The sequence below is a fragment of the Candidatus Binatia bacterium genome, from assembly GCA_029243485.1.
Taxonomy (GTDB): domain Bacteria; phylum Desulfobacterota; class Binatia; order UBA12015; family UBA12015; genus VGTG01.
In genome coordinates this window covers 25,748-48,488 of sequence record JAQWRY010000003.1, presented here as the reverse complement: position 1 = coordinate 48,488, position 22,741 = coordinate 25,748, and the positions used below count along the sequence as shown (strand labels likewise).

15 protein-coding genes are annotated in these 22,741 nt (G+C 66.1%); 9 read left to right on the top strand and 6 right to left on the bottom strand.

What is annotated here, in order from left to right; genetic code table 11:
* Positions 1-37: 37 nt before the first annotated feature.
* The gene (locus P8R42_02310) at positions 38-1,039 is read left to right on the top strand and encodes an endonuclease/exonuclease/phosphatase family protein (protein ID MDG2303480.1); all 1,002 of its coding nucleotides are present in this window, start codon (positions 38-40) and stop codon (positions 1,037-1,039) included.
* A gap of 105 nt (positions 1,040-1,144) precedes the next feature.
* On the top strand, positions 1,145-1,411 hold the full coding sequence (locus P8R42_02305; GenBank protein ID MDG2303479.1) for a hypothetical protein: 267 nt from the start codon (positions 1,145-1,147) through the stop codon (positions 1,409-1,411).
* Positions 1,412-1,431: 20 nt separating this feature from the next.
* Here P8R42_02305 and P8R42_02300 read toward each other — a convergent pair whose 3' ends face one another.
* On the bottom strand, positions 1,432-1,614 hold the full coding sequence (locus tag P8R42_02300; GenBank protein ID MDG2303478.1) for a hypothetical protein: 183 nt from the start codon (positions 1,612-1,614) through the stop codon (positions 1,432-1,434).
* 209 nt (positions 1,615-1,823) lie between these two features.
* Between P8R42_02300 and P8R42_02295 the strand changes: the two genes are divergently transcribed.
* Positions 1,824-3,137, top strand: coding sequence for a cytochrome P450 (locus P8R42_02295; protein ID MDG2303477.1), 1,314 nt, complete (start codon positions 1,824-1,826; stop codon positions 3,135-3,137).
* 92 nt (positions 3,138-3,229) lie between these two features.
* On the opposite strand, the gene P8R42_02290 is transcribed toward P8R42_02295, so the two are convergent.
* A complete protein-coding gene (locus P8R42_02290) occupies positions 3,230-5,689 on the bottom strand; it encodes a TonB-dependent receptor (protein MDG2303476.1) in 2,460 nt (819 codons plus the stop codon).
* A gap of 151 nt (positions 5,690-5,840) precedes the next feature.
* On the opposite strand from P8R42_02290, the gene P8R42_02285 reads away from it, so the two are divergent.
* The 3 genes from P8R42_02285 (at position 5,841) to P8R42_02275 (ending at position 11,582) form a co-directional block, all read left to right on the top strand.
* Positions 5,841-6,773: an alpha/beta hydrolase gene (locus P8R42_02285; protein MDG2303475.1), complete on the top strand. Its 933-nt coding sequence runs from the start codon at positions 5,841-5,843 to the stop codon at positions 6,771-6,773.
* Positions 6,774-7,259: 486 nt separating this feature from the next.
* Positions 7,260-9,095 (top strand): hypothetical protein, encoded by a 1,836-nt coding sequence (locus P8R42_02280; GenBank protein ID MDG2303474.1) that lies wholly within the window; start codon positions 7,260-7,262, stop codon positions 9,093-9,095.
* Between the two features lie 165 nt (positions 9,096-9,260).
* Complete coding sequence (locus P8R42_02275; GenBank protein ID MDG2303473.1) at positions 9,261-11,582, top strand: PQQ-dependent sugar dehydrogenase; 2,322 nt, start codon at positions 9,261-9,263, stop codon at positions 11,580-11,582.
* Between the two features lie 41 nt (positions 11,583-11,623).
* On the opposite strand, the gene P8R42_02270 is transcribed toward P8R42_02275, so the two are convergent.
* The 4 genes from P8R42_02270 to P8R42_02255 all read right to left on the bottom strand — a co-directional run bounded on the left by P8R42_02270 (position 11,624) and on the right by P8R42_02255 (position 17,526).
* Positions 11,624-13,012, bottom strand: a complete 1,389-nt coding sequence (locus P8R42_02270; protein ID MDG2303472.1) for a sulfatase — start codon at positions 13,010-13,012, stop codon at positions 11,624-11,626.
* A 258-nt stretch (positions 13,013-13,270) separates the two neighbouring features.
* Positions 13,271-13,900 (bottom strand): hypothetical protein, encoded by a 630-nt coding sequence (locus tag P8R42_02265; protein MDG2303471.1) that lies wholly within the window; start codon positions 13,898-13,900, stop codon positions 13,271-13,273.
* Positions 13,900-16,359: a CoA transferase gene (locus P8R42_02260; protein MDG2303470.1), complete on the bottom strand. Its 2,460-nt coding sequence runs from the start codon at positions 16,357-16,359 to the stop codon at positions 13,900-13,902. Before P8R42_02260 ends, P8R42_02265 begins: the two co-directional genes overlap by 1 nt.
* Positions 16,360-16,365: 6 nt before the next feature.
* Complete coding sequence (locus tag P8R42_02255) at positions 16,366-17,526, bottom strand: acyl-CoA/acyl-ACP dehydrogenase (GenBank protein ID MDG2303469.1); 1,161 nt, start codon at positions 17,524-17,526, stop codon at positions 16,366-16,368.
* Positions 17,527-18,284: 758 nt separating this feature from the next.
* Between P8R42_02255 and P8R42_02250 the strand changes: the two genes are divergently transcribed.
* Genes P8R42_02250 through P8R42_02240 form a run of 3 tightly spaced genes read left to right on the top strand, consistent with a single transcriptional unit; the run spans position 18,285 to position 22,733 of the window.
* Positions 18,285-19,853, top strand: coding sequence for a FadD3 family acyl-CoA ligase (locus tag P8R42_02250; GenBank protein ID MDG2303468.1), 1,569 nt, complete (start codon positions 18,285-18,287; stop codon positions 19,851-19,853).
* Between the two features lie 26 nt (positions 19,854-19,879).
* Complete coding sequence (locus P8R42_02245; protein MDG2303467.1) at positions 19,880-21,244, top strand: CoA transferase; 1,365 nt, start codon at positions 19,880-19,882, stop codon at positions 21,242-21,244.
* Between the two features lie 13 nt (positions 21,245-21,257).
* Positions 21,258-22,733 (top strand): NAD(P)/FAD-dependent oxidoreductase, encoded by a 1,476-nt coding sequence (locus P8R42_02240; protein ID MDG2303466.1) that lies wholly within the window; start codon positions 21,258-21,260, stop codon positions 22,731-22,733.
* Positions 22,734-22,741: the final 8 nt, after the last annotated feature.

Sequence of the window (22,741 nt, the reverse complement as noted above, 5' to 3'; positions counted from 1 at the left end):
TTGACTGCCGCCATAAAATCTTGAGAAAGCTGGAGAAATGAGAGCCGGAAAGAACTTTCTCCTCTCCGCCTGCCTCCTCGGATTGGCCGCCTGCGGCGATACGAAGGTGGCGGGCATCGCCCCCGCCGTAACGCTCGCGAATCTGAACCTGATCCATGGGATCTTCTGCCCGCCGGACAGCGACGCCTGTCGGCTGCCGGACCGCGTCGATCTGATGTTCGAGTTCGTCCGCGGCAGCGGCTGCCCGGACGTCGTCACGCTGCAGGAGATCTGGCCGCCGAGCGTTGCGTTGATCGAAGAGGGCGCGGGCGACGTCTGTCCGTTCCCCTACGAGGTGATCCTCGGCGCGACCCAGAGCGGCGTGGACGACGAGCTCGTGCTCTCCCGGTACCCGGCCGAAATCGTGGAGCAGCAGGAGCTCTACCTCGGCTTCCGGCGGGTCCTGCTCACCCGAATCGATCATCCCAACGGCCCCCTCGACGTGTACTCGACACACCTGGCTTCCGGAGCGGACGGTGGACCGAACCCGTGCGGGGTCGATTGTCCTCCCGAGTGCGTCCGCGCCGGCGCCCCGACCGTACGGGATTGCCAGGCCGTGCAGATGGCCCGGTTCATCGAACGGACCCACGATGTGCCCGAAGCCGCCCTCGCCGCGGGCGACATGAACGCCCCGCCGGGGTCATTCACCTACCATCAGTTCGTCGATCGAGGGTGGATCGACACCTACATCGCCGCCGGGAACGCCGAATGCGACCCCGAAACGGGTATCGGCTGTACCTCGGGGCGCGACGGCGACACCCTACCCGAGCTCGAGTCTCCGGAGCTGAACGTGAACCGCCGGATCGACTACGTCTTTCTGATTCCGGCCGCCGACGACGCCGCGTGCCAACCGGTTCTGTTGCCGGCGAACGGCCTGGGTCCAGGGACGCAGCTCTGGGCCGAGGTACCGAATGCGTTTTCGCCCTCCTGCGGCCCGTTGCCCGACCCCATCTGCTGGGCCTCCGACCATACGGGGGTCCAGGTCGCGTACGGCTGCTGAACTGACTCGACGGGGTTTGCGGCGGGGTTCGGAGGTGCCCACCTTCTTTCGGCCCGCGAAATCCGGCAGGATGAACGCGCGTCACCAAGGCCAGGAGAGAGAATGATGCGGAGCGGTTGGGCACTCATTGCAGTGATCGGGTTGGTCGTAGGCAGCGCGCCCTACGCGGCGGCACAGTCGCAGGGCTGCACGTACGAAGGCCAGCGCTACGAGGAAGGCATGACCATCTGCCAAGCCGGCCTGAAGCAGAACTGCGTAAACGGCACCTGGCAGAGCCTCGACGGGGCTCGGTGCGGCGCCGGGGACGATCAGCAGGTCGAGCCGTCGGAGGGTCTGCAAGTGCTCCCGCAGGGCGGGTTCGCCGAGGATTAGCCGGGGGCCTGCGTGCCGGCTCAGGCCGGTTGCCGCGGCTCTTCGCGATTCAAGACGAGCAGCAGGGCGGCCGCGACCAGCGCGAGCGTGAGCCCGCCGAAGGCGAGCGCGTCGAGCAAGGGATCTCCGCCCAACTCCATGTGCATGGCGGCCGGTACCGAGCCCACACCCTCGAATGCTCCCACTGCGATATCACCGTTCATCTCGTCCACTCCCGTTGCGTCGCCGTCGATCACGCTACGACGGGACTGCAACTCCGGGGCCAGCCGTCGCTGCCGGAACTCGGGGAGAACGAGGGTCCTCTAGCGCCTTGGACGTCACAGACGTGACGGAGCGCCACAGCGGGTAACGCACCCCAACCCCGACGGCGGTCCGATTGACGGCGCGTCGCTCCGCGGACTATCGATCGGCAGTGCCGGACGAACGCAACGTGGCGCCGATGCCGCCCCGGGTCGACTCGCGTCTGCCCTGGGTCGGTGCGGGCATCCCGCTCCTCCAGAACCCGACCCGGTTCTTCGAGGAGCAGCGTCGCAAGCTTGGGGAGACGTATCTCGTGGACGCCTTCGGAAACCGGCTGTTCTGCGTCTTTTCCCCCGAGGGCGTGCGGCGGCTGTACGAGCTGCCGGAGGACGAGGCGAGCTTCGGCATCGCCACCTTCAACCTGCTGAAGGCGAAGGTGCCGATCGAGATCTTTCTCGGCCGCCGTAACCGGCCGCACGACCTCTTCGGAAACCAGGAGGTCGAGCGGTACGTCGACGTGCTCGAGGAGGCCGTCGACCTAGAGCTCGAGGAGCTCGGCGACAGCGGGCGCTTCGAAGTCTTCGACGAGATGCGACGCCTGGGCCACCGACTCGGGCTTGGGGCCTGGGCGGGTACGGAGGCCGCGTCGCCCCGCTACCTCGACCGGCTGATTCCCCTTTTCAACCGTCTCGACAGCGCCGACTCCTTCGTCCAGCCCATCCAGGGCTTGATCGCGCAGGCGACGAAGCAGGCGCGGGAGCGACGTGCGCAGCACGGGATCGAGGCCATCCTCGGCGAGATCCTCGCCGAGAGATGCCTGCGGGAGAAGAGGCACGGCGACTTCCTGGATCAGATCTGGGACTCGTTTGCAGACGTGCCGGAAGACGAACGGCCGGTGCAGGTCGCTCGCGACGTAATGGTGCTCCACATGGGCGCGCAATCGAACCTCTACGCCGCGCTTGCTTGGACCTTCGTAAACGTCATCTTGCGACCGACGTTCCTCGAGCGCATTCGCGACGGAGACGACGTCCTCCTCGAGAAGTGCGCCAACGAGTCGATTCGCATGGCGCAGCGATCCATCACCCTTCGGCACGTGCTAGAGCCGGTCGAGATCGACGACGGGCGGCAAACCTATCGCGTCGGCCCGGGCGTGTTGATCGCAACCATGCTGTCCGTCACGAACGTGTCCTGCGCCGCCGGCCTCGAAACGTTCGAACCCGATCACTACCAGGGCCGCCGCCTCGCCCCCTCGGTCGACGTGCCCACGAAAGAACTCGTCAGCACCTTCGGCCACGGGCGACACTCCTGCCCCGCGCAACGCTTCGCGATCACCGCAATTCGCATCTCCACCCGCCGCCTCCTCGAACGCTTCGACTTCACCCCGGAGTTCAGCGCAGCCGAACCCAAACGCCGCCAACTCGGCGGCGTCGCAAGATCGGAGCGACCTTGCCCGGTGAGGTACGCACGGCGGCACAGGGGACGTTGAGTCGACTTTGGGAGCGGGTCGGGGACTACGGGGTCGTCTTGTTCGAGGCATTGGGGACACACTGAAGTGTGTCCCCAATGCTCTCTATGCTCCTAAAACCTGTACGAGAGTTCCGCGCCCCAGGTGCGCCCGACGGCGAAGTAAACGCTGTCGAAACCGAGGGGGGCTACGGGGATGGAGTCGGTCTTGTAGCGCTCGTCGGTGAGGTTTCGGCCCCAGAGGGCGACCTGGGCGCGGTCGTCCAAGAAGTCGTAGGAGAGGCGGGCGTTTAGGAGGCCGACGCCCCACTGGTTCGACGACTCGAGTTCAGGACCGTTGATGTGAACGGAACTGCGGTAGTACCACTCCACGCGCGGAGTCAGCCATCCGGTGAGCCACTCCGCCCCGCTCGTAATCGGTAGCGAGTACTGCGCAGCCAGGAACGTCGTGAACTCCGGGACGTTGTTGAAGCTCTCGCCGCGGCGGTCGAGGGGCGAGTCGTCAATCTGGCTGGTCGACAGAAATTCGTCGTACTCCGAATCCAGGAGACCCACGTTCCACGTCAGCTGCAATCCGTCAGTCGGAAGACCGAGGAACTCGATCTCCGCCCCTTTCACAGTCGAACTCGCCGCGTTCGCGTTGATCGCCTGGATCATCAGACACGTCGGATCCTCCGGCGTTGCACACGGAACCGAGATCAACGTCAGCACCTGCTGATCCGTGTAGTCCGCCAAGAAGAACGATGCGTTCGCGGTCAGCCGCCGATCGAACCAGACCGTCTTGAAACCAATCTCGTACGACTTCACGTGCTCGGGGTCGAACGTTGGCGGCGGCTTGCCGGGAGGAAAGCCACTCCCCGTGCGCGCGTTGAAGCCACCGCCCTTGAAGCCCGTCGAGTACGTGAAGTAGCCGAGCAGATGATCGAGGGGGGCGGGCATGTACTCTTCCGGCAGCGTCATCGACAAGCTCGCCATCGGCGTCCACGCTTCAAAGTCCTCACGGTCGTCCGTGTCTTGCGTGACCTGGCTCCGCAGCACGGGCGCGCCCTTCGGTGATTCGGGATCCAGGAGCTCGTAGTTAAAGATCCGATACCCCTGGCTATCCTTCGTCCAACGAACACCCCCCGTCAGCCCCATCCAGTCCAGGACGTCGTACGTCGCCTGGCCGAAGACGCCGATCGTGTAGTTGTCCACCTCGCGGTTTGCGACACTCTGCGCTCCGGGAACGAACGGCCCGTCGTAGAACGCCGCTGTCCCACTGTTCTCCTGCGCGTCGTCGGACAGATAGTACAATCCGCTCACCCAGGAGAGACGGCTGTCGAGCGCATGCCCGTTGACCTGCAACTCCTGGCTGATCTGTTCGGACTCGAATGGCTCCCCGTCGATTTCGAGCGGCCCGCCGGCGATGTTGATCGCAAGGACGCCGTTCTGCGAGGCGTCGAAGTCACGCCGGGTCGAATCGGTCTGCCTGCGCCACGCCGTGATCGACTTCAACGTCAGCTCATCGATCGGCCCCAGCTCTCCGATGTCGTACTGGAGGGTCCCCCACACGCCGTAGCTCTCGAGGTCCTGGATGCCGTGCACGTCTTCGTAGACCGTGTCCGGCGCCGCCGCCTGCGCAGCCTTGCAGTTGTCGGCGAAGCCCGGCGAGAGACTCTGCGTCGCCACGTCGCGCACGAAGAAGCAGTTCGCCCCTCGCGGACGAGCGTGGTTCTTCGTGTAGTTTCCCGAGACATCGATCAGAAGATCGTCGAGCAACTGAAAGCGGAGCGCCCCCTGAAAGTTCACCGAGTTCTGATTCGACCAGTACTCGTCACGGAACTCGTTGTACGTGTAGCCGCGGTTCTTCAGCGAAGCGAAGGACCAGCGCGAAAGAACCTTGTCCTCGTAGAGCGGCAGATTCAGCACCGCGCGTGTATCTATTCGCCCAAGATTGCCTGGACGCACCAACGCCCAGCCCTCCAGCTCTTCGGAGGGCTTCACCGTGGTGATGTTGATCGCGCCCCCCGCCGTGTTCTTCCCGAACAACGTCCCCTGCGGCCCGCGCAGCACTTCGATCTGCGCGAAGTCGACGACGTCGAGCACGCTCCCGGCGGCACGCGCCATATACACACCGTCGACGTAGATCCCGACACCAGGCTGGTTCGTCATGATGGTGTCGTTGATTCCGACACCTCGGATGAACACCCGAGCCGTCGTCGACGTACCGCCAGCCGAGTCGAACTGAAGGTTCGGAACGAGTTGGGTGATCTGGTTGATTCGGGTGATTGTCGAGTCGCGAATCGCGGCCTCGTTGAGCGCCGTCACGGAGACGGGCGTGTCCTCGAGCAGTTCGTCGCGGCGTCGCGCGCGAACCACGATCTCCTCGATCCGCCTTCGCTCGTTGGAATCAACGCCCGGAACCGGTTCGCCCGCCGGAACGGCCGCCTGAGCCGCCGCCGCATCGACTTCATCCTCTGCGCCGCCGCCCGAGGCCTCCGCCTCGATGGCCCGAATCGCTTCGTCGGTGGCCACCTGCGCGATCGCAGGGGTCGCCAACGAGGCGATCGCAAGAAAGATCGGTATCAGCCTCATCGCAGCCTCCAAAGTTCGCCTTCCTAATCCCATGGATGAACCCCGGAGGTCGAACGATCAGCCGAAACGGCCGGAACTTGCGACACCGCCACTGGAGGGGCAAAAGGTCATCAACCCGCGCGCCGTGGGTGCACTACCAGGAGGACTCTCGATGCCACTCGATGAAGACGTGAAACAACTTCTCGCCGTGATGGCCCCCCCGGGCGGGCCCGAACTGCACGAACTCGGTGTCGAAGCCGCCCGCGAGGGAATGGCGGCCGCGTTCCTGAGCGAGACTCCGGAAGAAGTGTCGAGGGTCGAAAACCGAACCTTCGCCGGCCCCGACGGTGACGTCGCCCTCCGTATCTACTGGCCCGCGGGCGACGGCCCGCACCCGGCCCTCGTCTACTTCCACGGTGGCGGTTGGGTCTTGTGCAATCTCGACACCCACGATGGCCCCTGCCGATCTCTCACGAATCAGGCCGGCTGCGTCGTGGTCTCGGTCGACTATCGCCTTGCGCCCGAGAACAAATTTCCGAAGGGGCTCGACGACTGTGAGGCCGCAGTTCGGTGGACGGCCCAGAACACCGCCGAACTCGGCATCGACCCCGAGCGTATCGCCATCGGCGGCGACAGCGCCGGCGGCAACCTCGCCGCGGCCGTCGCCATCTCGAACCGCGAGAACGAGGGGCCGTTCCTCTGCCACCAGCTGCTCGTCTACCCGGTCATCGACTCGCGACGAAACACGCCTTCGTACCAGCAGAACGGCGAAGGCTACTTTCTCTCGGCTGCTGCGATGAAGTGGTTCTGGGAGATGTACCTGAACGACGAGTCCGACGGCGAGAACCAACTCGCTTCGCCGATCCGCGCCGACGACCTCACGGACCTTCCGCCTGCGACCGTCATCACTGCCGAATTCGATCCCCTCCGCGATGAAGGCGAGGCCTACGCCGAGCAACTCGCCGCCGCCGGGGTACCTGTCGACTCGAGGCGGTGGGATGGAATCATCCACGGGTTCTTCGGAATGAGCGACATGCTCCCGAAGGGGAAGGAAGCCATCAGCTACGCCGCCGCCCGCCTTCGCGAGAGCTTCGGCGGCAGCTGAGCAGGGCTTCTTCGGAACGAACGGCGGTGCGAGCTTCGAGAACGAAGAGCAGACCCTGAAGATCGCCCACCTGCGGAACCTCTATCAGAAGGTCAGAATATTCGGCATGCCCGATGTCGGGTTCTTCAACGGCGGCAACAATGGGCATACCGGCGCTCAGCGACGCCGACGCCAACGAAGGCGAGTGCGGCGGGCTGCGGCGGAACGCAGACGTGCGGCGACGGCCACGGCGCCGCCAGCCGGAGCGAGATCTGTGACGGCACAGACGATACGACGTGTCCGGGTGTCTGCTCTGCGAGCTGTGGCTGCGGTGTGTGTCCGAACCTGCCGGATCCGACGTGTCTCGACGCCGGCAAACACAGCCTCCAGGTCCGCGACAGCACGATCAACGAGCGGGACGTCTTCAAAGCCAAGGCGCCCTGACCGGACGCTCCGACTTGCCCCCTTCGGAGGCCGCCCCTATGGTCGGCCCCAAGCGGGCAACAGATGCATCGGATCTCGAAGAACACGCGTGGGATGGCCTTCATGGCCGCCGCACTGCTCGCGATCGCCTCGGGATGTTCCGATGCAGACCTCGGCTCGACGTCGAGCCCACGGGGCGATTCGCCCATCGCGTTCACGGTCGCGGCCGACACCGAAGGCGACGCGTTCCGCATCACCCCGGCGACAGCGCTCGCGGGAAGCCGGGTCTACGGCGTGATCGTGACGACGTCGATTACGGACCCGAGTGGCACCGCCCTCCGGCGCGCACCGGACTTCGCCCGTCGCACCGGACTCGGGGCGACGGGAGGCGACGGCCCCGAAGCGCTCTACGACGACGATCCCGAAGCGATCGGGAACCCCTATCCCGAAGAACGGCTCGTCCGCGCCGACGGAACGATCCACGTTCCCGACCGCTACGTGATGCGCGCGGTACCCGACACGGCCAAGCTGGACGCGGCCCGGGCCGCGCTTCGTCGCGGCGCGAACCAGCTCGAACGACTCCGTGGGTTCAGCACCACCGCCCCGATTCGAATCGCCGTGTCCGCGCCGGTCGACCTCGCCAGCGTCGACGCCCAGTCGCTCCTTCTGTTCGAACGCACGGACGGGGCAATGGACACCGCAGGACTGCTTCGCGCGGGAGAGAGCCTCGGCGTCTCTCCAAACGACGTCGCGATCGCTTTCTCGTTCCCCACGCAGCCCATCGCGGACGATCTGATCTCCGTGCAGAACGCCTTGCGCGAACGAGCCCGCAACCTCAACCAACAGGTCACGCTCGTCGATCCGGACTCGCGCGACGCGCTCGCCATCGGCGTCTTCGGCGCAGACGACCCGGAGTTCGCGGCGTTCTTCGAGGAGGCGACGGCCGTCGCGGCCGTCGCCGTCGGCCTGCTCGCTTCGCCCGACTTTCGGGGCGTGGACGGCATCTGGAACCCCGCGTGGGTCTCCGGCGCGGAGGCTGCCCCGGAGACCGAACTCGACTTCGTCCTCACGCTTCCCACCACGGGGAGCTCTCCCTACCCCGTCGTACTCCTGCAGCACGGATTCGGAGGCGACAACGGAATCGTCTTCGATCTCGGACCGGCGCTGGCCGAGCTCGGTCTCGCCTCGATCGGGATCAACGCGGTCTCGCATGGAACGCGTGGAAGCCCGCTCGATCTCCTGCGCGCGCGCCCCTTCCTAGCCCGGGACATCTTCCGACAGAGCATCGCCGACCAGATGGCGGTCCTTCGTGCGATCGAAGCCGGCATCGATGTCGACGGCGACGGAAGCCCGGATCTCGACCCGACCCGGATGAACTATCTCGGCATCTCCCTCGGCGGCATGCTCGGCGCGACGCTCGTCGCAGTCGAGGAGATCCTGCCGGTGGCCGTGCTGAACGTGGCCGGGGGCCGCGTGGCGTTCCTGGGCCAGTCGATCGGCCTCCGCGACCTCGTGGGCGGCGAGCTCTCCGCTGAGGTCGGACTCGACATCGACGACCCGGACTTCGAGATCTACCTCCAACGCACTCTCGAGACGGGCCAGCATGCGATGGATCCCGTCGACGGATTGAACTTCGCGCGCCGGTGGTTCCTCGATCCGTTCGACCCCGAGAGGGCCCACCGGGTCCTGCTGCAAGAAGGCATCGGCGACGAACTCGTAGACAACGAGAGCACCGAAGCCCTCGCAACCGCGGGCGGACTCCTCGCGAACCAGCCGATGAGCGACCCACACGGTGTGTCCGGCCTGTGGCGCTTCGATCCGCCGGGTGGTCACGGGATTCTTGCCCGCGACGACGTTCAGGCGCAGGCGTTCCGCTTCCTCGCATCCGACGGAACCGAGATCATCGACCCCGCTCCGTGACGAAGCCGCCCCCCCCCGCGTCGCCTCCGGGCATCGAGGTGGGCCGCTCACACGCCACAACCCTAGTCGAGATGCCCGTGTGGTCGAAGCGGTTGCCCACCATCACCCCGTCCACTACATCCATCTCAACGCTCGACCACTGTGGTTATGGCTCGGAAATCGCTCTTGTTTCTCGCCCTCGTCGCCACGGTTTTTCTCGTTGTACGCGGGGCCGGAATCGACTTGGCCTCGATGGTCTCGGAACTGCGCCCCGGCAGTGGCGCGAAGTTCCCCGAGAAACGCGCTGCTCCGAAGCTCCGCGCGCTACGATCCCTGGGCAACAACGCCGACAGCTTCGTCCCCGAGCAGCTCTTCGAGGACCTAGAGTTCCGCAACGTGCTGTTCGCCACGCAGGCACGAGAAGACGAACCGCTCTACATCCTCGAACAACAGGGCGCCGTCTGGGCGCTCTCAACGGACGGCAGCGGCACTAGGACCAAGGTCCTCGACCTCGAAGACCGCGTCTTCTACGAGCACGGCAGCGAATCCGGCGCACTCGGACTCGCGCTGCGCCCGGACTCGAACGAGCTGTATCTCCGCTACGTCACCCAACGCGACGGCATGCTCTACGACCGCGTGTCGCGCTTCGACTGGCAGGACGGCGAGGTCGACGCCGCGTCCGAAGAGGTCCTGATCGACCAGCTGCATGAATGGCACCGGAAGCGGAAGTTCGGCGAGCACTTCGGCGGAGGCCTCGTCTTCGGACCCGACGGCTACCTCTACGTCGCGCTCGGAGACGAAGGCTGGGTCCCCGAGCGGGACAGCCCCCAGAAGATCCACAAGGACCTATTCTCCGGCATCCTGCGCATCGACGTCGACTGCACTCCGGGCAAGAGCCATCCGCCACCTCGGCAACCCGAATCCGGCACGACCCGCGGCTACTGCATTCCCGACGACAACCCGTTCGTCGGCGTTCCCAACGCGCTCGAGGAGTTCTACCTCATCGGCTTGCGAAACCCGTACCGCTTCTCCTTCGACCGCGAGAGCGGCCAGCTGTGGCTCGGCGACTCGGGGTCGGACTTGGCCGAAGAGGTCAACATCGGCGTGCCCGGCGGGAACTACCAGTGGAGCTACCGCGAAGGGGTCGACAAATACACAGCGAGTTTCCTCAAGGGGACGAAACCGCGGCCCTTCATCGGCAAGGAGCAGCCTCCGTTGTTCGCCTACCCGCACGGGAACGGCAACAGCTGCATCATCGGCGGCTACGTCTACCGCGGAACGGAGCACCCCGACCTGGTCGGGCGTTACATCTTCGGCGACATCAACTCCGGGCGGATCTGGGCTCTGCTGTCCGACGGCGCCGGCCAGGTCCTGAGCGTCGAACGTGTCGCTCAGGTCACGCCGTACTCGCTCCTCTCCTTCAGCGAGCGGGCTGACGGTGAATTGCTGCTCGTCGGCCGCGAGTCCCTCGGCATCTCGAAACTCAGCGAAACCGATCGGGACCAACGACCCCCGCCACCGCTCTCGAAGACGCGGCTCTTCAAGGATCTCGTGACTCTCGAGCCCGCGAACGGCGTCGTCCCATACGAACTCAACGTCCCCTCCTGGTCGGACGGGGCGGTAAAGCGTCATTGGGTGGCGATTCCCGGAAACGGATCGAACACCGGCGGCAAGGCAAAGCGCGATCGCGTACTGTACCGCCGCAAAGGGCCGTGGGGCTTCCCCGCCGGCTCGGTCTTCATCCAGCACTTCGAGCTTCCCATCGACGAAACGGACCCGAGCCGCACGCAGCGCGTGGAGACCCGCATGCTCGGGCTGAGCCGGCGCGGGGGTGCGTTCACGGCCTCGTACCGATGGAACGACGACGGCACCGAGGCGTTCCTCGTCACTGAACGCGCGACCACGGAGGTCGCCGTCCGAACGAAGGACGGCGGCAAACGGATCGAGTCGTGGACGCATCCCGCGCCGTCCGATTGTCTCACCTGCCACCACCTGGGCGCCGGCTACGTCCTCGGCGTGAACGCTCGCCAGCTCGATCGGACGACGACCTACGGCGAAGACGGCACGGCGACCCCCCAACTCGAAGCCTGGGGACAGGCCGGCATGTTCACGATCAGCGAGCTCATGCTGCGCGAGCCGGATCAGAAGGCGTTCACCCGCCTCAAGACGCTCGCCCCGCCGGACGCGGAGGGTGCGAGCTTGAACGGCCGCGCGCGGTCGTACCTCGATGCGAATTGCAGCTTCTGCCACGGACCCGCCGGCGCCCTGTTCGACCTACGGCGCGAAGCCGCACTCGATCCCCTGCTCGATCGCCCCGTCCGGCACGACTTCGGTCACGAAGGCGCACGCCTGATCGTACCCGGGGACCCCGAACGTTCCCTGCTGTACCAGCGGCTCGCGTCCGAAAAGCCCAGTAAAATGATGCCCCCCCTCGGCCGGAGTCACGCCGACCCTGCGGGCGTCGCGCTCATCCACGAGTGGATCGAGCAGATGAAGCCCACGAACTAGTAGGCTGTTGAAAGCTCGGTCCGGAGTTCTTCAGCGACCTGCTACGGCTGATCTCGCGGGACGGCCCGATCGTCGGTGAGGTAGCCCAGCGCCTGAAGGTTGCGACGGGTCTCCTCGCTGATCCCGGTAGGCTCGGTCGGCTCCTCGGGCGCAAATCCAGCCACGATCTCCTCGACGCGGCGACGCATCGCGGCTGTCCGCTCCGGATCGCTCGCCGCGAGATTCGTCGTCTCCCCGGGATCGGCCCGCAGATCGTAGAGCTCGTCGAGCGAGTCCGGGAGAGACAGAATGTACTTCCAGTCCCCGACGCGAATCGCCTTCTTTTCGTAGCCGTACGCGATCGACTCGCTGAACACCTCGCGCTCCGGCGCCTGCCCGGAGGTGATCGCCGGGACCAGACTCGTTCCTTCCATCGTCGTCCCGGGCGGAAGCCCCATGACGTCCAACACGGTGGGCGCGAGATCGCGCAGCCCGACCGCGCCCTTCACCACCTGCCCCGCCGGGAGATCTCCTCCTGCCATGAGAAAGACCACGGAGAGCAGCTCCTGGTAGAGGCTCTGGCCGTGGCCGAGGCCGTAGATGCCGCGCGGATCCTCTCCGTAACGACGATGCGCGTCGGCGTGCTCCCAGAACTCCTCGCCATGATCGGAGAAGACGACGACGAGCGTGCGACCCGTGAGATCGAGCTGCTGCAGGGCATCGAACACGACGCCGACTTGTTCGTCCGCAAACGACGTCTGCGCGTCGTAAAGCGCCGGCCCGAAGTTGTCGTAGATGTACCGATAGCCTGCCTTGTCCCGATCGCCCATCGCCTCGAGGACAGACGCATCGGTGAACCGCGCCCGATGCTCCTTCGGCAGCAGGCGATGGTGCTCGTGCGGGTCGGTGTAGTGAAGATACAGGAAGAATGGGTGCTCTCGATTCGCACGCAGGAAGTCGACGCCGTCTCGCGAGATCCGATCGGCACTCGCATGTGCGTAGGAGAAGCCCTCGAAGTGGTCGTCGATCCCGTAGCCGGTGAACGCGTTGGCAACGAAGGCCTGCGTCACCTTCCCGCTTCGGCGCAAGATCTGCGCGAGGGTCTCCACGTCTCCGAGCCGCACGGGCACGTCGTCCGTGAGGTCCTTCAAGTCACCCGGCACTCGCGCGCCGTGCTGCGACGGGTAGAGCGACGTCAGCACGGTCGACACGGACGGCAGCGTCCACGGCGCGTGACTCGTCGCCTCCTCGAACAGGACACCCCGCGCGGCCAGCGCCTCGAGGCGAGGCGTCGTCGGCTTGTCGTATCCATAGACCGAGGCGTGATCCGGGCGCAGCGTGTCGATGCCGATCAGGACGAGGTTCGTCGGCGGCGCCGGGGGCGGCCAGAAGAACCACCCCAGGCCAAGCACGACGAGAACGAGAAGCGGCCACAGCACGCGCACGGGCACACGGTACTCAATGCCTGCACGAGCGCCAACAACGCGCTCGTCAGGGGCGCGCCGCGAGGCTCTCAATCCAGTCTCGGACCCGCGCGACGCCGGCATCGTCTCCATCGACTCCGAGGCTTGCAAGAGCCTCCACCGAGCCGATGCTCTCGCGAGTCCGCTACGCCTTGCCCCCTTCGCTCGCCGCCTTCTCCCAAGCTTCGTCGTCGACGCGTTGGTCTCTCTTAGTCAACTATATCGTTCATATTCAACAATCAGGGACTATTTGTGGTCAGACCCGGCAACGTCGGCCTCAATCTCGCGCCAGGACGCCACCCGGGTGACCAGCCGCAGCACCCCCGAGTCGAGCCCGGTGACGTCTCGATTCCACGGACGATCGAGGAGGAGGACCGCGGTGCCCGTCGTCTTGACGAGAAAGCGCGCCATCGAAAGGGAATCTTCGACGGCCACGCGATACCGGCGCTCGGCGAGGCTGTCGAGCGGCACCGCTTCGGTCAGGTGCGCCTGGCGACCGTACTTATCGACCGAGGCGAGCGACGCATGGGGCATCTCCATCCGATCGAGCCAACGACGCGTTGCCGCGAGCGTTGCCGGCGGACGACCTGTCACAATGTGCACCTCGTGGCCGAGGGCGTCCCACGCCGCCAAGACTTCGGCGGCGTCTTCGATCGCAAGCATGGACTCGATCGCGGCATCCTCGTGCGCCGCGTCGAGCAACCGATCGCGCTGCGCCTCCGACAGGCCAAACGACTCGCCCAGATCGAACGAGCGGCAGTCCTCGTAGGCGATCTCCTTGGCGAAGAGATCACGCGCCATCTCCAGGAGCATCGCGGTCGTGTCGGCGAGGACGTCATCGACGTCGACGTAGATCGGAAGCAGAGTGCGCGCCATCACGGAAGCTCGGGGACGGGCTCGTCCGAGTCCTCGACGGCGCCGATGGCCCGAAGTCGCGCAACCTCACCCGCGCCGAGACCGAGGAGTTCGCCGAAGACATAATCGTTGTCCTCGCCCACAGCCGAGCCCGTTTGCGGCGTTCGTCCCGGGGTCGCCGTGAAGCCGAGTGGGATGCCGTTCGCGACGACCTTGCCCTTCAGTTTATGATCAATCTCCTCGAAGAACCCGCGTGCCGCGAGCTGAGGGTCCCGCCGGTGCTGGTCCTCGGTGTTCTGTACGACCCCCGCCGCGATTCCGGCCGCCTGAAGACGATCTTGCAGGTCGTAGGCGTCGACGTTCGCGGTCCATTGCGACACGAGGACTTCGAGCTCACCCACGTGGACGAGCCGGTCCGCAAGAGTCGCAAAACGCGGATCCACGGCCCATTCCGGCTGCTCCGCTACGCGGCACAGAGTTCTCCATCCCTCGTCGTCGAAGATCGCAATCGCACACCAGCGGTCATCCCCCGAGCACGGGTAGCAGCCATGCGGCGCGCCGTAGCGAGAGCGATTGCCCACCCGTTCCGGATCGACGCCAATCGCCAGCGCCTCCATCATCACGTCTCCGTACACCGACACCATCGCCTCGAGCTGCGACAGGTTCACGCGCTGCCCCTCCCCGGTTCGACGGCGGTGCTCGAGGGCACAGGTAACGGCGAAGAGACCGTGCATCGCACTCACCGAGTCGGGGTATGCGAAGTGCGTCATGGCGCAGGGCCGATGCGCGAAACCGGAGCTCTTGGCGAGCCCGGACGCCGCTTCGAGGTTCGGCCCCCACGTGACGTACCGCCGACACGGACCATCGTCGCCGAAACCGGACGTGCCGAACATCACTAGATCCGGTTTCACCCGGCGCAGCTCGTCCCAACCGAGTCCCAGCTTCTCGAGCACACCCGGCGTGAAGTTCTCCACGACGACGTCCGCGGTTGCGATCACCTGCTTGATGAGGTCGACGGCATCGGGGTTCGTAAGGTCGACCGCCACGAAACGCTTGCCGGCATTCCAATCCGTGAACCAGGGAGACAGCCTGGATTGAACCCCGAGCTCCGGCGCCCACGGCGGCACGTACTGGCGGGTCACGTCCGGATGGCTCTTCGACTCGACCTTGATGACCTCGGCCCCGCACCACGCCATCGCACGACCAATCCACGGGCCCGCCATTCCCATCGAGAACTCGATCACCCGGAGTCCTTCGAGCGCCTGGGCAACCGCGACCTCCACCTCCAGCCGCGGCCCTTCCTCACGCTGCTCCGCGAACACCTCGTCGTTGTGCTCCCCCACGGTCGGGGGGCGGCGACGAATCGCAGCGGGCGTTCCTTCGTGGCGATACGCTGAACCCGGAAAGCGGAGCGCTCCCCCATCACCCAGGTCCACGTCCACGAAGTACTTCCGCGCCGCGAGTTGCGGATCGGCGACGACTTCCGAAGCCGTCTGCATCGGCGTCAAAGCGAGGTGGCGCGCTTGGCCCTGATGATAGATCTCGGCCACGGAGTGCTTCGCGGTGAGCTCTCCGATGAACATGTCGATGAGCTCGCGATCCTCGATCCGGTTCGCGGACGGGCCTTCCCACAGGGGATTCAGAATCGCTTCCTGTCCCGTCTCTTCGAAGACCCAGCGCGCCACGCCCTTCCAATGTGCGGGGCGGTTCACCATCAGATAGACCAGCCCGTCGGTGCACTCGTAGGCACCCGACGGCACGGACGCGAAGAGCCCCGTGCCCGCTCGCTTCGGAATGATCCCGTCGTCGAGCCACTTGCCCACACCTGTGATGTGGCTCACCGCGGCCACCGTCTCCACGGCCGAGATGTCGACGACCTGCCCACGCCCCGTGCGGCTCGCGTGCAGCAACGCGATCATCGTGGCACCCGCGGCGTTGGTCGCGGTCATGACGTGCGCGTGAGAACCCGCGAGGCGGACCGGCGGATCGTCCGCGTAGCCCGTGACCATCGCCGCACCACCGAGCGCCGTCGCCACGAGATCGGACGACTTCCAGTCGCGGCGGGGACCCGTCTGACCGAAACCCGAGATAGACGTGAGCACGGTCCGACGATTCCGTGCGTGGAGGGCTTCCCATCCGATCTCGAGCGCTGCGAGTCGCCCCGGCGCCTCGCCCTCGATCACCGCGTCGGCGGAAGCCGCGAGATCGAGGAAGCGCGTTCGGCCCTCTTCGGTTTCGAGGTCGAGCGTGATGCCGCGCTTGCTCGTATTCGCGTACAGGAACCACAGCCCGCCGTTGGGATCCGACTTACCCTTCCAGAACGGCGGGAGATCCCGCATCGAGTCGCCGCCCGGCGGCTCGATCAGCAGCACGTCGGCACCCATGTCCGCAAACAGCTTTCCACAATACGCGGTCTTGTGGTCCGCTAGTTCGAGAATGCGACGGCCGACGAGAGCGCCGGAAGCGGAAGGAGCCGGCACGAGCGGTCAGGCCGGCGCGGAACGGAGGTCGGGTGGCCCGTCCCCGTCGAGCACGTGCGCCGCGATGAGTTCCTCGCAGTAGTGCGTATCCCACCACGAAACTTGGAGCTGCTTCGCGCGCCGAAAGTAGAGTTGAATGTCGTACTCGACCGAAAATCCCATGCCGCCATGAATCTGCTGGGCCGCCTTCGTGGTGTCGCGGAAGGTCTTGCACGCAAACGACTTCGCCATCGGCGCCAAGCGTGCGACGGAACGGCCCGCGTCACGTGCCCAGGCGGCCTCCTGAACGAGTACGCGACCGCCGTCGATAGCAGTGACGGCGTCGGCCATGTAGTGCGAGAGCGACTGGAACGCACCGAGCGGCTTGCCGAACTGGTGGCGCTCCTTCGCGTACGCGACGGTCATCTCCAGCGCCCGATCCGCACCGCCGATCGCTTGTGCGGCGAGAAGGATCACGCCGTCGTACATCCCGCGCTTCCAGGTCGCCCAACCCGTCCCGGCTGCACCGATCCGGTCCGCTTCTGAAGCGCGAACGCCGTCGAGGCGGACTTCGAACTGCGCGTCCGAGGCCATCGTCTTGCTTTGCACAAGTTCGACGCCGGGTGCAGCGGGATCGACGAGAAAGAGGTCGATAGCCTCCGCCGGGGTGCCCGTTCGCGCAAGAACGACCAACCGGTCTGCGATCTTGGCGAAGGCCACGTGGCTCTTCGTGCCGGACAGTGAATAGCCGCCGTCCACCGACTTCGCTTCCAACTGGACGCCTCCGGAATCGAACCCGCTGCGCGGTTCCAACCAGGCAGGTGCGAGCACCGCCGCACCCGATGCGATGCTCGGAAGCCACTGCTTCTTCTGCGCGTCGCTGCCGGCTTCGAGGAGGGCCCCGGCTCCGAGGACCGCACTTCCGAAGTGCGGCGTGGGCGCCAGGGCGCGGCCGAGCTCCTCGTAGAGAAGGACGGCCTCCTGCATTCCCTGCGCGGCGCCACCGTACGCCTCGGGCAAGCGCAGACCAATGAGCCCGAGTGCACCGAGCTGCCTCCAGAGATCCGCTGCGCAGCCGGACGAGTCGTCCTCGAGTGCCCGCACGACCTCGTACGACGCGTACTGCTCACAGAGCCCGCGAACGGTCTCCCGCAGAAGGTTCTGCTCGTCGGTGAACTCCAGGTCCATGTGCTGGGTAGAGCATATCTCCCAGGCGATTTCCCGCCTCGCTCGTCACCTCCCCGCGTCGACCTCATAGATCGAAATGGTCGGCTCTGGACGCACGACCCCCCCGAAACCACCGAGCCGCCGGTTCGCACCTAAGCCGGTTCGCCTCCTCGCCCGCCTCGAACGCGGGCCATTGCTCAACATCCCCGACCCGGGGTCCCCCGGGTCGATTCTCCCCAAGCGCCACCAGACGCTGTACATGGTTCAGAGTACCGACCACTGGCTCCCCATCGTCAACGGGCACACCCGGTTCATGCCGGAGTGGCACAAGGCACTCCGCCGGCTGACGGCGGAGCCACCCCACCCCAAGAACCTGCGCACGCTCGTAGAGCGCACCGGTATCCGGTGGATCCTCGAACACGGCGAGGCCATCTCGAAGGTGAAGTACGAGCGGTGGAAGACGCTGGGCCAGAAGAAGGTCCTGCTGCGAATCCTGAGTGAGGACGCAAACCTGACCGTCTTCGGAACGCCGCTCGGTCCGCCGACCGTCCAGCGGTTGGAGCGCGACATCGAACCCGGCGGCCATATTCTGGTCGTTCTCCCCGCGGAGGCACCTAGCGAACAGGGCTCCTATGCGCTGGCCCCGCCTTCGTCAGCACGAGGGTGCGGAACTAGCCTGGGCGAGGGTCACGGCCGAAGTCGAGGATCCGAAACCCGTCGACTGAGCCCACATCCGGGTCAACATGGAAGCCGCCCGGCCCTTCGGATAAAACCGCGTCATGCAACGCACCATTCCAGGGGCCGTCCAAGAGGCTGCCGAGCAGTTCGGAAGCGCCATCGCGATCGAAGAAGGCGACACCCGGCTCAGCTTTTCCGAGCTCGCGGACGCCGGCGTCCGCGTCGCCCGGGCCTTCATCGCCGCCGGGATCGGGCCCGGCGACCGGGTCGCGATCTGGGCGCCGAACATCCATGAGTGGATCCTGGCCGCCATCGGCCTGCACTCCGCCGGTGCGACACTGGTGCCGCTGAACACCCGACTGAAGAAGGCGGAGGCCGCATACATCCTTCAGTCGAGTGGCGCCAAGCTCCTGTGCACGGTGACCGACTTCCTCGGCGTCGACTACGTTGCCGAGATCCAGCAGGAAGACATCCCCTCGCTCGAGGGCATCGTCGCGCTTCGTGGGTCCACAGCGGGAGCGACCGGGTGGGACGAATTTCTCGCGCGCGGTGAATCGGTCCCCGAAGAGAAGGCACGAGAGCGGGCCGCCGCCGTGTCGCCCGACGATCTGTCTGACATCATGTTCACGTCCGGAACGACCGGGAAGCCCAAGGGCGTCATGACGACGCACGGCCAGAATACGAAAGTGTTCCTCGCGTGGTCCGGCATCGTCGGACTCACCGCCGGCGACCGCTACCTCATCGTGAATCCGTTCTTCCACGCGTTCGGCTACAAGGCGGGCTGGCTGTCGTGCATCCTGCGCGGCGCGACCGCGCTGCCACATCTCGTCTTCGACGTCCCGCAGGTTCTCGCCCGCATCGGCGAGGACAAGATCTCGATGCTGCCCGGACCGCCGACGCTCTATCAATCCATCCTGGCCCACCCCGACCTGGCCAAGCACGACATCTCGAACCTACGCCTCGCCGTCACCGGCGCCGCCGCAATCCCCGTCGAGCTCATCCACCGGATGAAGACGGAGCTCGGGTTCGACACGGTCATCACCGGCTACGGCCTCACAGAGTCGTGTGGAACCGTCTCCATGTGCCGGGAAGATGACGACGCCGAAACCATCGCGACGACCTCCGGACGTGCCATCGACGACGTCGAGGTTCGTTGCGTGAACGAGGCCGGCGAAGAGGTCGCGCGGGGCGAACCCGGCGAAGTCGTGGTGCGCGGTTACAACGTCATGAAGGGCTACCTCGACGACCCCGCCGAAACCGCGAAGGCCGTGGATGCGGACAACTGGCTGCATACCGGCGACATCGCCATCATGGACGACCGCGGCTACCTCAGAATCACCGACCGTATCAAGGACATGTTCATCATGGGCGGCTTCAACTGCTACCCGGCCGAGATCGAGAATCTCATGTTCAGCAGCGGGGACTTCGCCCAGGTCGCCGTCATCGGCGTTCCCGACGCGCGCATGGGCGAAGTGGGAATGGCCTTCGTCGTACCCGGCCCGGGCAAGGCGCTCGAGCCGGACGGCGTCATTACCTGGTGTCGTGCGAACATGGCCAACTACAAGGTCCCGCGCTTCGTCGAAGTCGTATCCGAACTCCCGGTGAACGCCTCCGGGAAGGTCACCAAATTCGTTCTGCGGGAACGGGCGAAGGAGGTCCTCGGCGGCTGAAACGCCGCGAGGACCCGACGAACGTTTTGGATCTCGATCCCCTTCTTCGCGCCGCGCGCCTCGACGCCCCGGCCGGCCCCCGGATCGACGTACGAGGAGCGGACCCCGTCCTCCCCACGCGCTACCCGGCAGGCGAAGCCGCCGCAGCCGCCCTCGGCCTGACCGGGGCGGCGGCCGCGCAACTGCACGAGGCCCGAACGGGGGAGGCGCAGAAGGTCTCGGTCGACGTCTCCGGCGCCGCAATGAGCCTGGTCAGCTTCGTCCTGCAGAAGGCCTCGAGCGGCGTCGACCTCACGCGGCACCACAATCCGGCGAGCGGGCTCTACGAGACGCGGGACGGCAGGTGGATTCATCTGCACGGCGGCTTCCCGGCACTCGCGCAAGGCGCGGTCGATCTACTCGGCTGCACCCTCGACGCGAACGCGATCGCCGACGCGGTGCGCGCCCACGACGCTGCCGAACTAGAAGACGCGATCGCGCTGCGCGGCCTCTGTGGTACCGTCGTCCGCACGACCGAGGAATGGGCAGAGCATCCCCAAGGAAGGGCCCTCGCGTCGCTCCCCGTGATCGAGATCGAGCGCATCGGCGACGCGGCCGCGCGACCACTCCCCCCCGGAGATCGCCCGCTCGATGGTGTTCGCGCCCTCGATCTGACGCGAGTGCTCGCGGGCCCAACCTGCGGACGAACTCTCGCTTCCTACGGCGCGGACGTCCTGCGAATCGGCGCGGAGCGCGTGCCGAGCATCGAGCCGTTCGTCATCGACACCGGCCACGGAAAGCGCAACGCGTTCCTCGATCTCGACCGCGACGACGATCGCACGAGACTCGACGAGCTCGTGGAGACCGCAGACCTGTTCTGCCAAAGCTACCGCCCGGGCGCGCTTGCCGCCCGCGGCCTCTCGCCGACCGAGCTCGCCGCGCGACGGCCGGGTATCATTGTCGTGTCGCTCGATTGCTACGGCCACGTCGGCCCCTGGGCCCATCGCCCCGGCTGGGAACAACTCGCGCAGTCTGCGACGGGCATCGCCGACTCCGAAGCGCGCGACGGCCGGCCCGCGCTGATTCCCGCCGCCGCGACGGACTACACGACCGGCTACCTCGCGGCGTTCGGTGCCATGACCGCACTCTCCCGCAGGTGCACCGAGGGCGGCAGTTGGCACGTAAAGGAGTCCCTCTGCCAGACCGGGATGTGGCTCACCCGTCTCGGTACGATCCACGACCGCGACCAGGCTCGCGGCTTCGATCGGCCCGAACGCTTCGTGGCCTCGTCGGACACGGCGTGGGGTCGGCTAGAGCATCTCGCGCCCATCGTAGAAATGGAACACACTCCGGCACGGTGGGACCTTCCGCCGTCGCCCCTGGGAACCCACTCTCCCGAGTGGCTTCGTTGAGGAACCCCTTCCAGTGACCCAAACACCGAAACGCGATCCCCGAATTGTCATTATCGGCGCCGGCCCCGGCGGCCTCTGCATGGCCATCCACCTGAAGAAGGCCGGCTTCGAGAACTTCGTGATCCTCGAGAAGGCCGCTGGCCTCGGGGGCACCTGGTTCCACAACCGCTACCCCGGCTGTGCGTGCGACATCCCCTCGCATCTCTACTCCTACTCGTTCGAAGTGAAGCCCGATTGGTCGCGCCCTTACGCGCCGCAGCCGGAGATCCTCGAGTACCTCGAAGAGTGTGCCGAGAAGTACGCGATCAAGCCCTACTGCCGCTTCGACTGCGAGGTCCGGGGTACGACTTGGGATGAAGACACCGCACGGTGGACGATCGAGCTCCGGGACGGCGAGCGCCTCGAAGCGGATGTCGTCGTGAGCGCCATCGGCATGTTCAACGAGCTGAACTACCCCGAGATCGAAGGCCTCGATTCGTTCGAGGGCACGCGCTTCCACTCCGCCCGCTGGAATTGGGACCACGATCTGTCCGGGGAGAGGGTCGGCGTGGTCGGCAGCGCTGCGAGCGCGGTGCAATTCGTTCCGCAGATCGTGAAGGATGCCGCGCGCGTCGACTATTACCAACGCACCGCGAACTGGGTCATGCCCAAGCAAGATGACCCCTACCCCGAAGACGTTCTGGAACACTTCCGCGCCAACCCGGATGTGGCCCAGGGCGTGCGCGACGAGATCTTCAACCGCATCAACAGCGGCGGCCCGCAGACCTTCGACTTCATCCAGCCGGACATGGAAGCCGCGTGCCACGGGAACATCGCGCTGGTCGAGGATCCCGAGGTTCGCGCGAAGCTCGTGCCGACCCACCCCTGGGGCTGCAAGCGACCCCTCTTCTCCAACGACTACTACCCGGCCTTCAATCGTCCGAACCTGGAGCTCATCACCAGCGGGGTCGAACGCATCACCAAGAACTCGATCGTGGCGGTGGATGGTACGGAGCGCGAGATCGAGACCCTGATTCTCGCAACCGGGTTCAAGACGACCAAGTACCTCTCGGCCCTCGACGTTCGCGGCCGGGGCGGCGTCACGATCGAGGAGGCCTGGAGCGACGGTGCCCAGGCCTACAAGGGGGTCACGACCGCGGGCTTCCCCAACCTCTTCATGCTCTACGGACCGAACACGAACAGCGACTCGCTAATCACGATGATCGAGTACCACGTCGAGCACGCGATGCTGCACATCCAGCGCATCGCCGACGAGGGCCTCGCGTGGGTCGACGTGAAACCGGAACCCATGGCCGAGTACAACGAAGAGCTGCAGCGGGAGATCGCGGCGGTCAAGGTCTGGTTCGCGGGGTGCACCGACTACTACCGCGCGCCCAGCGGGCGCATCGTCACGCAGTGGCCCCGAACCATGGGCCAACACCACGAGATGCTCTCCTCGCTCGACCTCGACGCCTACGAGGTAAAGCGGAGCCCGACCGACTCCTCCTAGGGCCGCCC

Coding starts and splice junctions, on each gene's coding strand:
- P8R42_02250 (MDG2303468.1), top strand. CDS start 18,285: ATGCAACGCACCATTCCAGGGGCCGTCCAAGAGGCTGCCGAGCAGTTC.
- P8R42_02290 (MDG2303476.1), bottom strand. CDS start 5,689: ATGAGGCTGATACCGATCTTTCTTGCGATCGCCTCGTTGGCGACCCCT.
- P8R42_02305 (MDG2303479.1), top strand. CDS start 1,145: ATGCGGAGCGGTTGGGCACTCATTGCAGTGATCGGGTTGGTCGTAGGC.
- P8R42_02285 (MDG2303475.1), top strand. CDS start 5,841: ATGCCACTCGATGAAGACGTGAAACAACTTCTCGCCGTGATGGCCCCC.
- P8R42_02310 (MDG2303480.1), top strand. CDS start 38: ATGAGAGCCGGAAAGAACTTTCTCCTCTCCGCCTGCCTCCTCGGATTG.
- P8R42_02265 (MDG2303471.1), bottom strand. CDS start 13,900: ATGGCGCGCACTCTGCTTCCGATCTACGTCGACGTCGATGACGTCCTC.
- P8R42_02300 (MDG2303478.1), bottom strand. CDS start 1,614: ATGAACGGTGATATCGCAGTGGGAGCATTCGAGGGTGTGGGCTCGGTA.
- P8R42_02255 (MDG2303469.1), bottom strand. CDS start 17,526: ATGGACCTGGAGTTCACCGACGAGCAGAACCTTCTGCGGGAGACCGTT.
- P8R42_02280 (MDG2303474.1), top strand. CDS start 7,260: ATGCATCGGATCTCGAAGAACACGCGTGGGATGGCCTTCATGGCCGCC.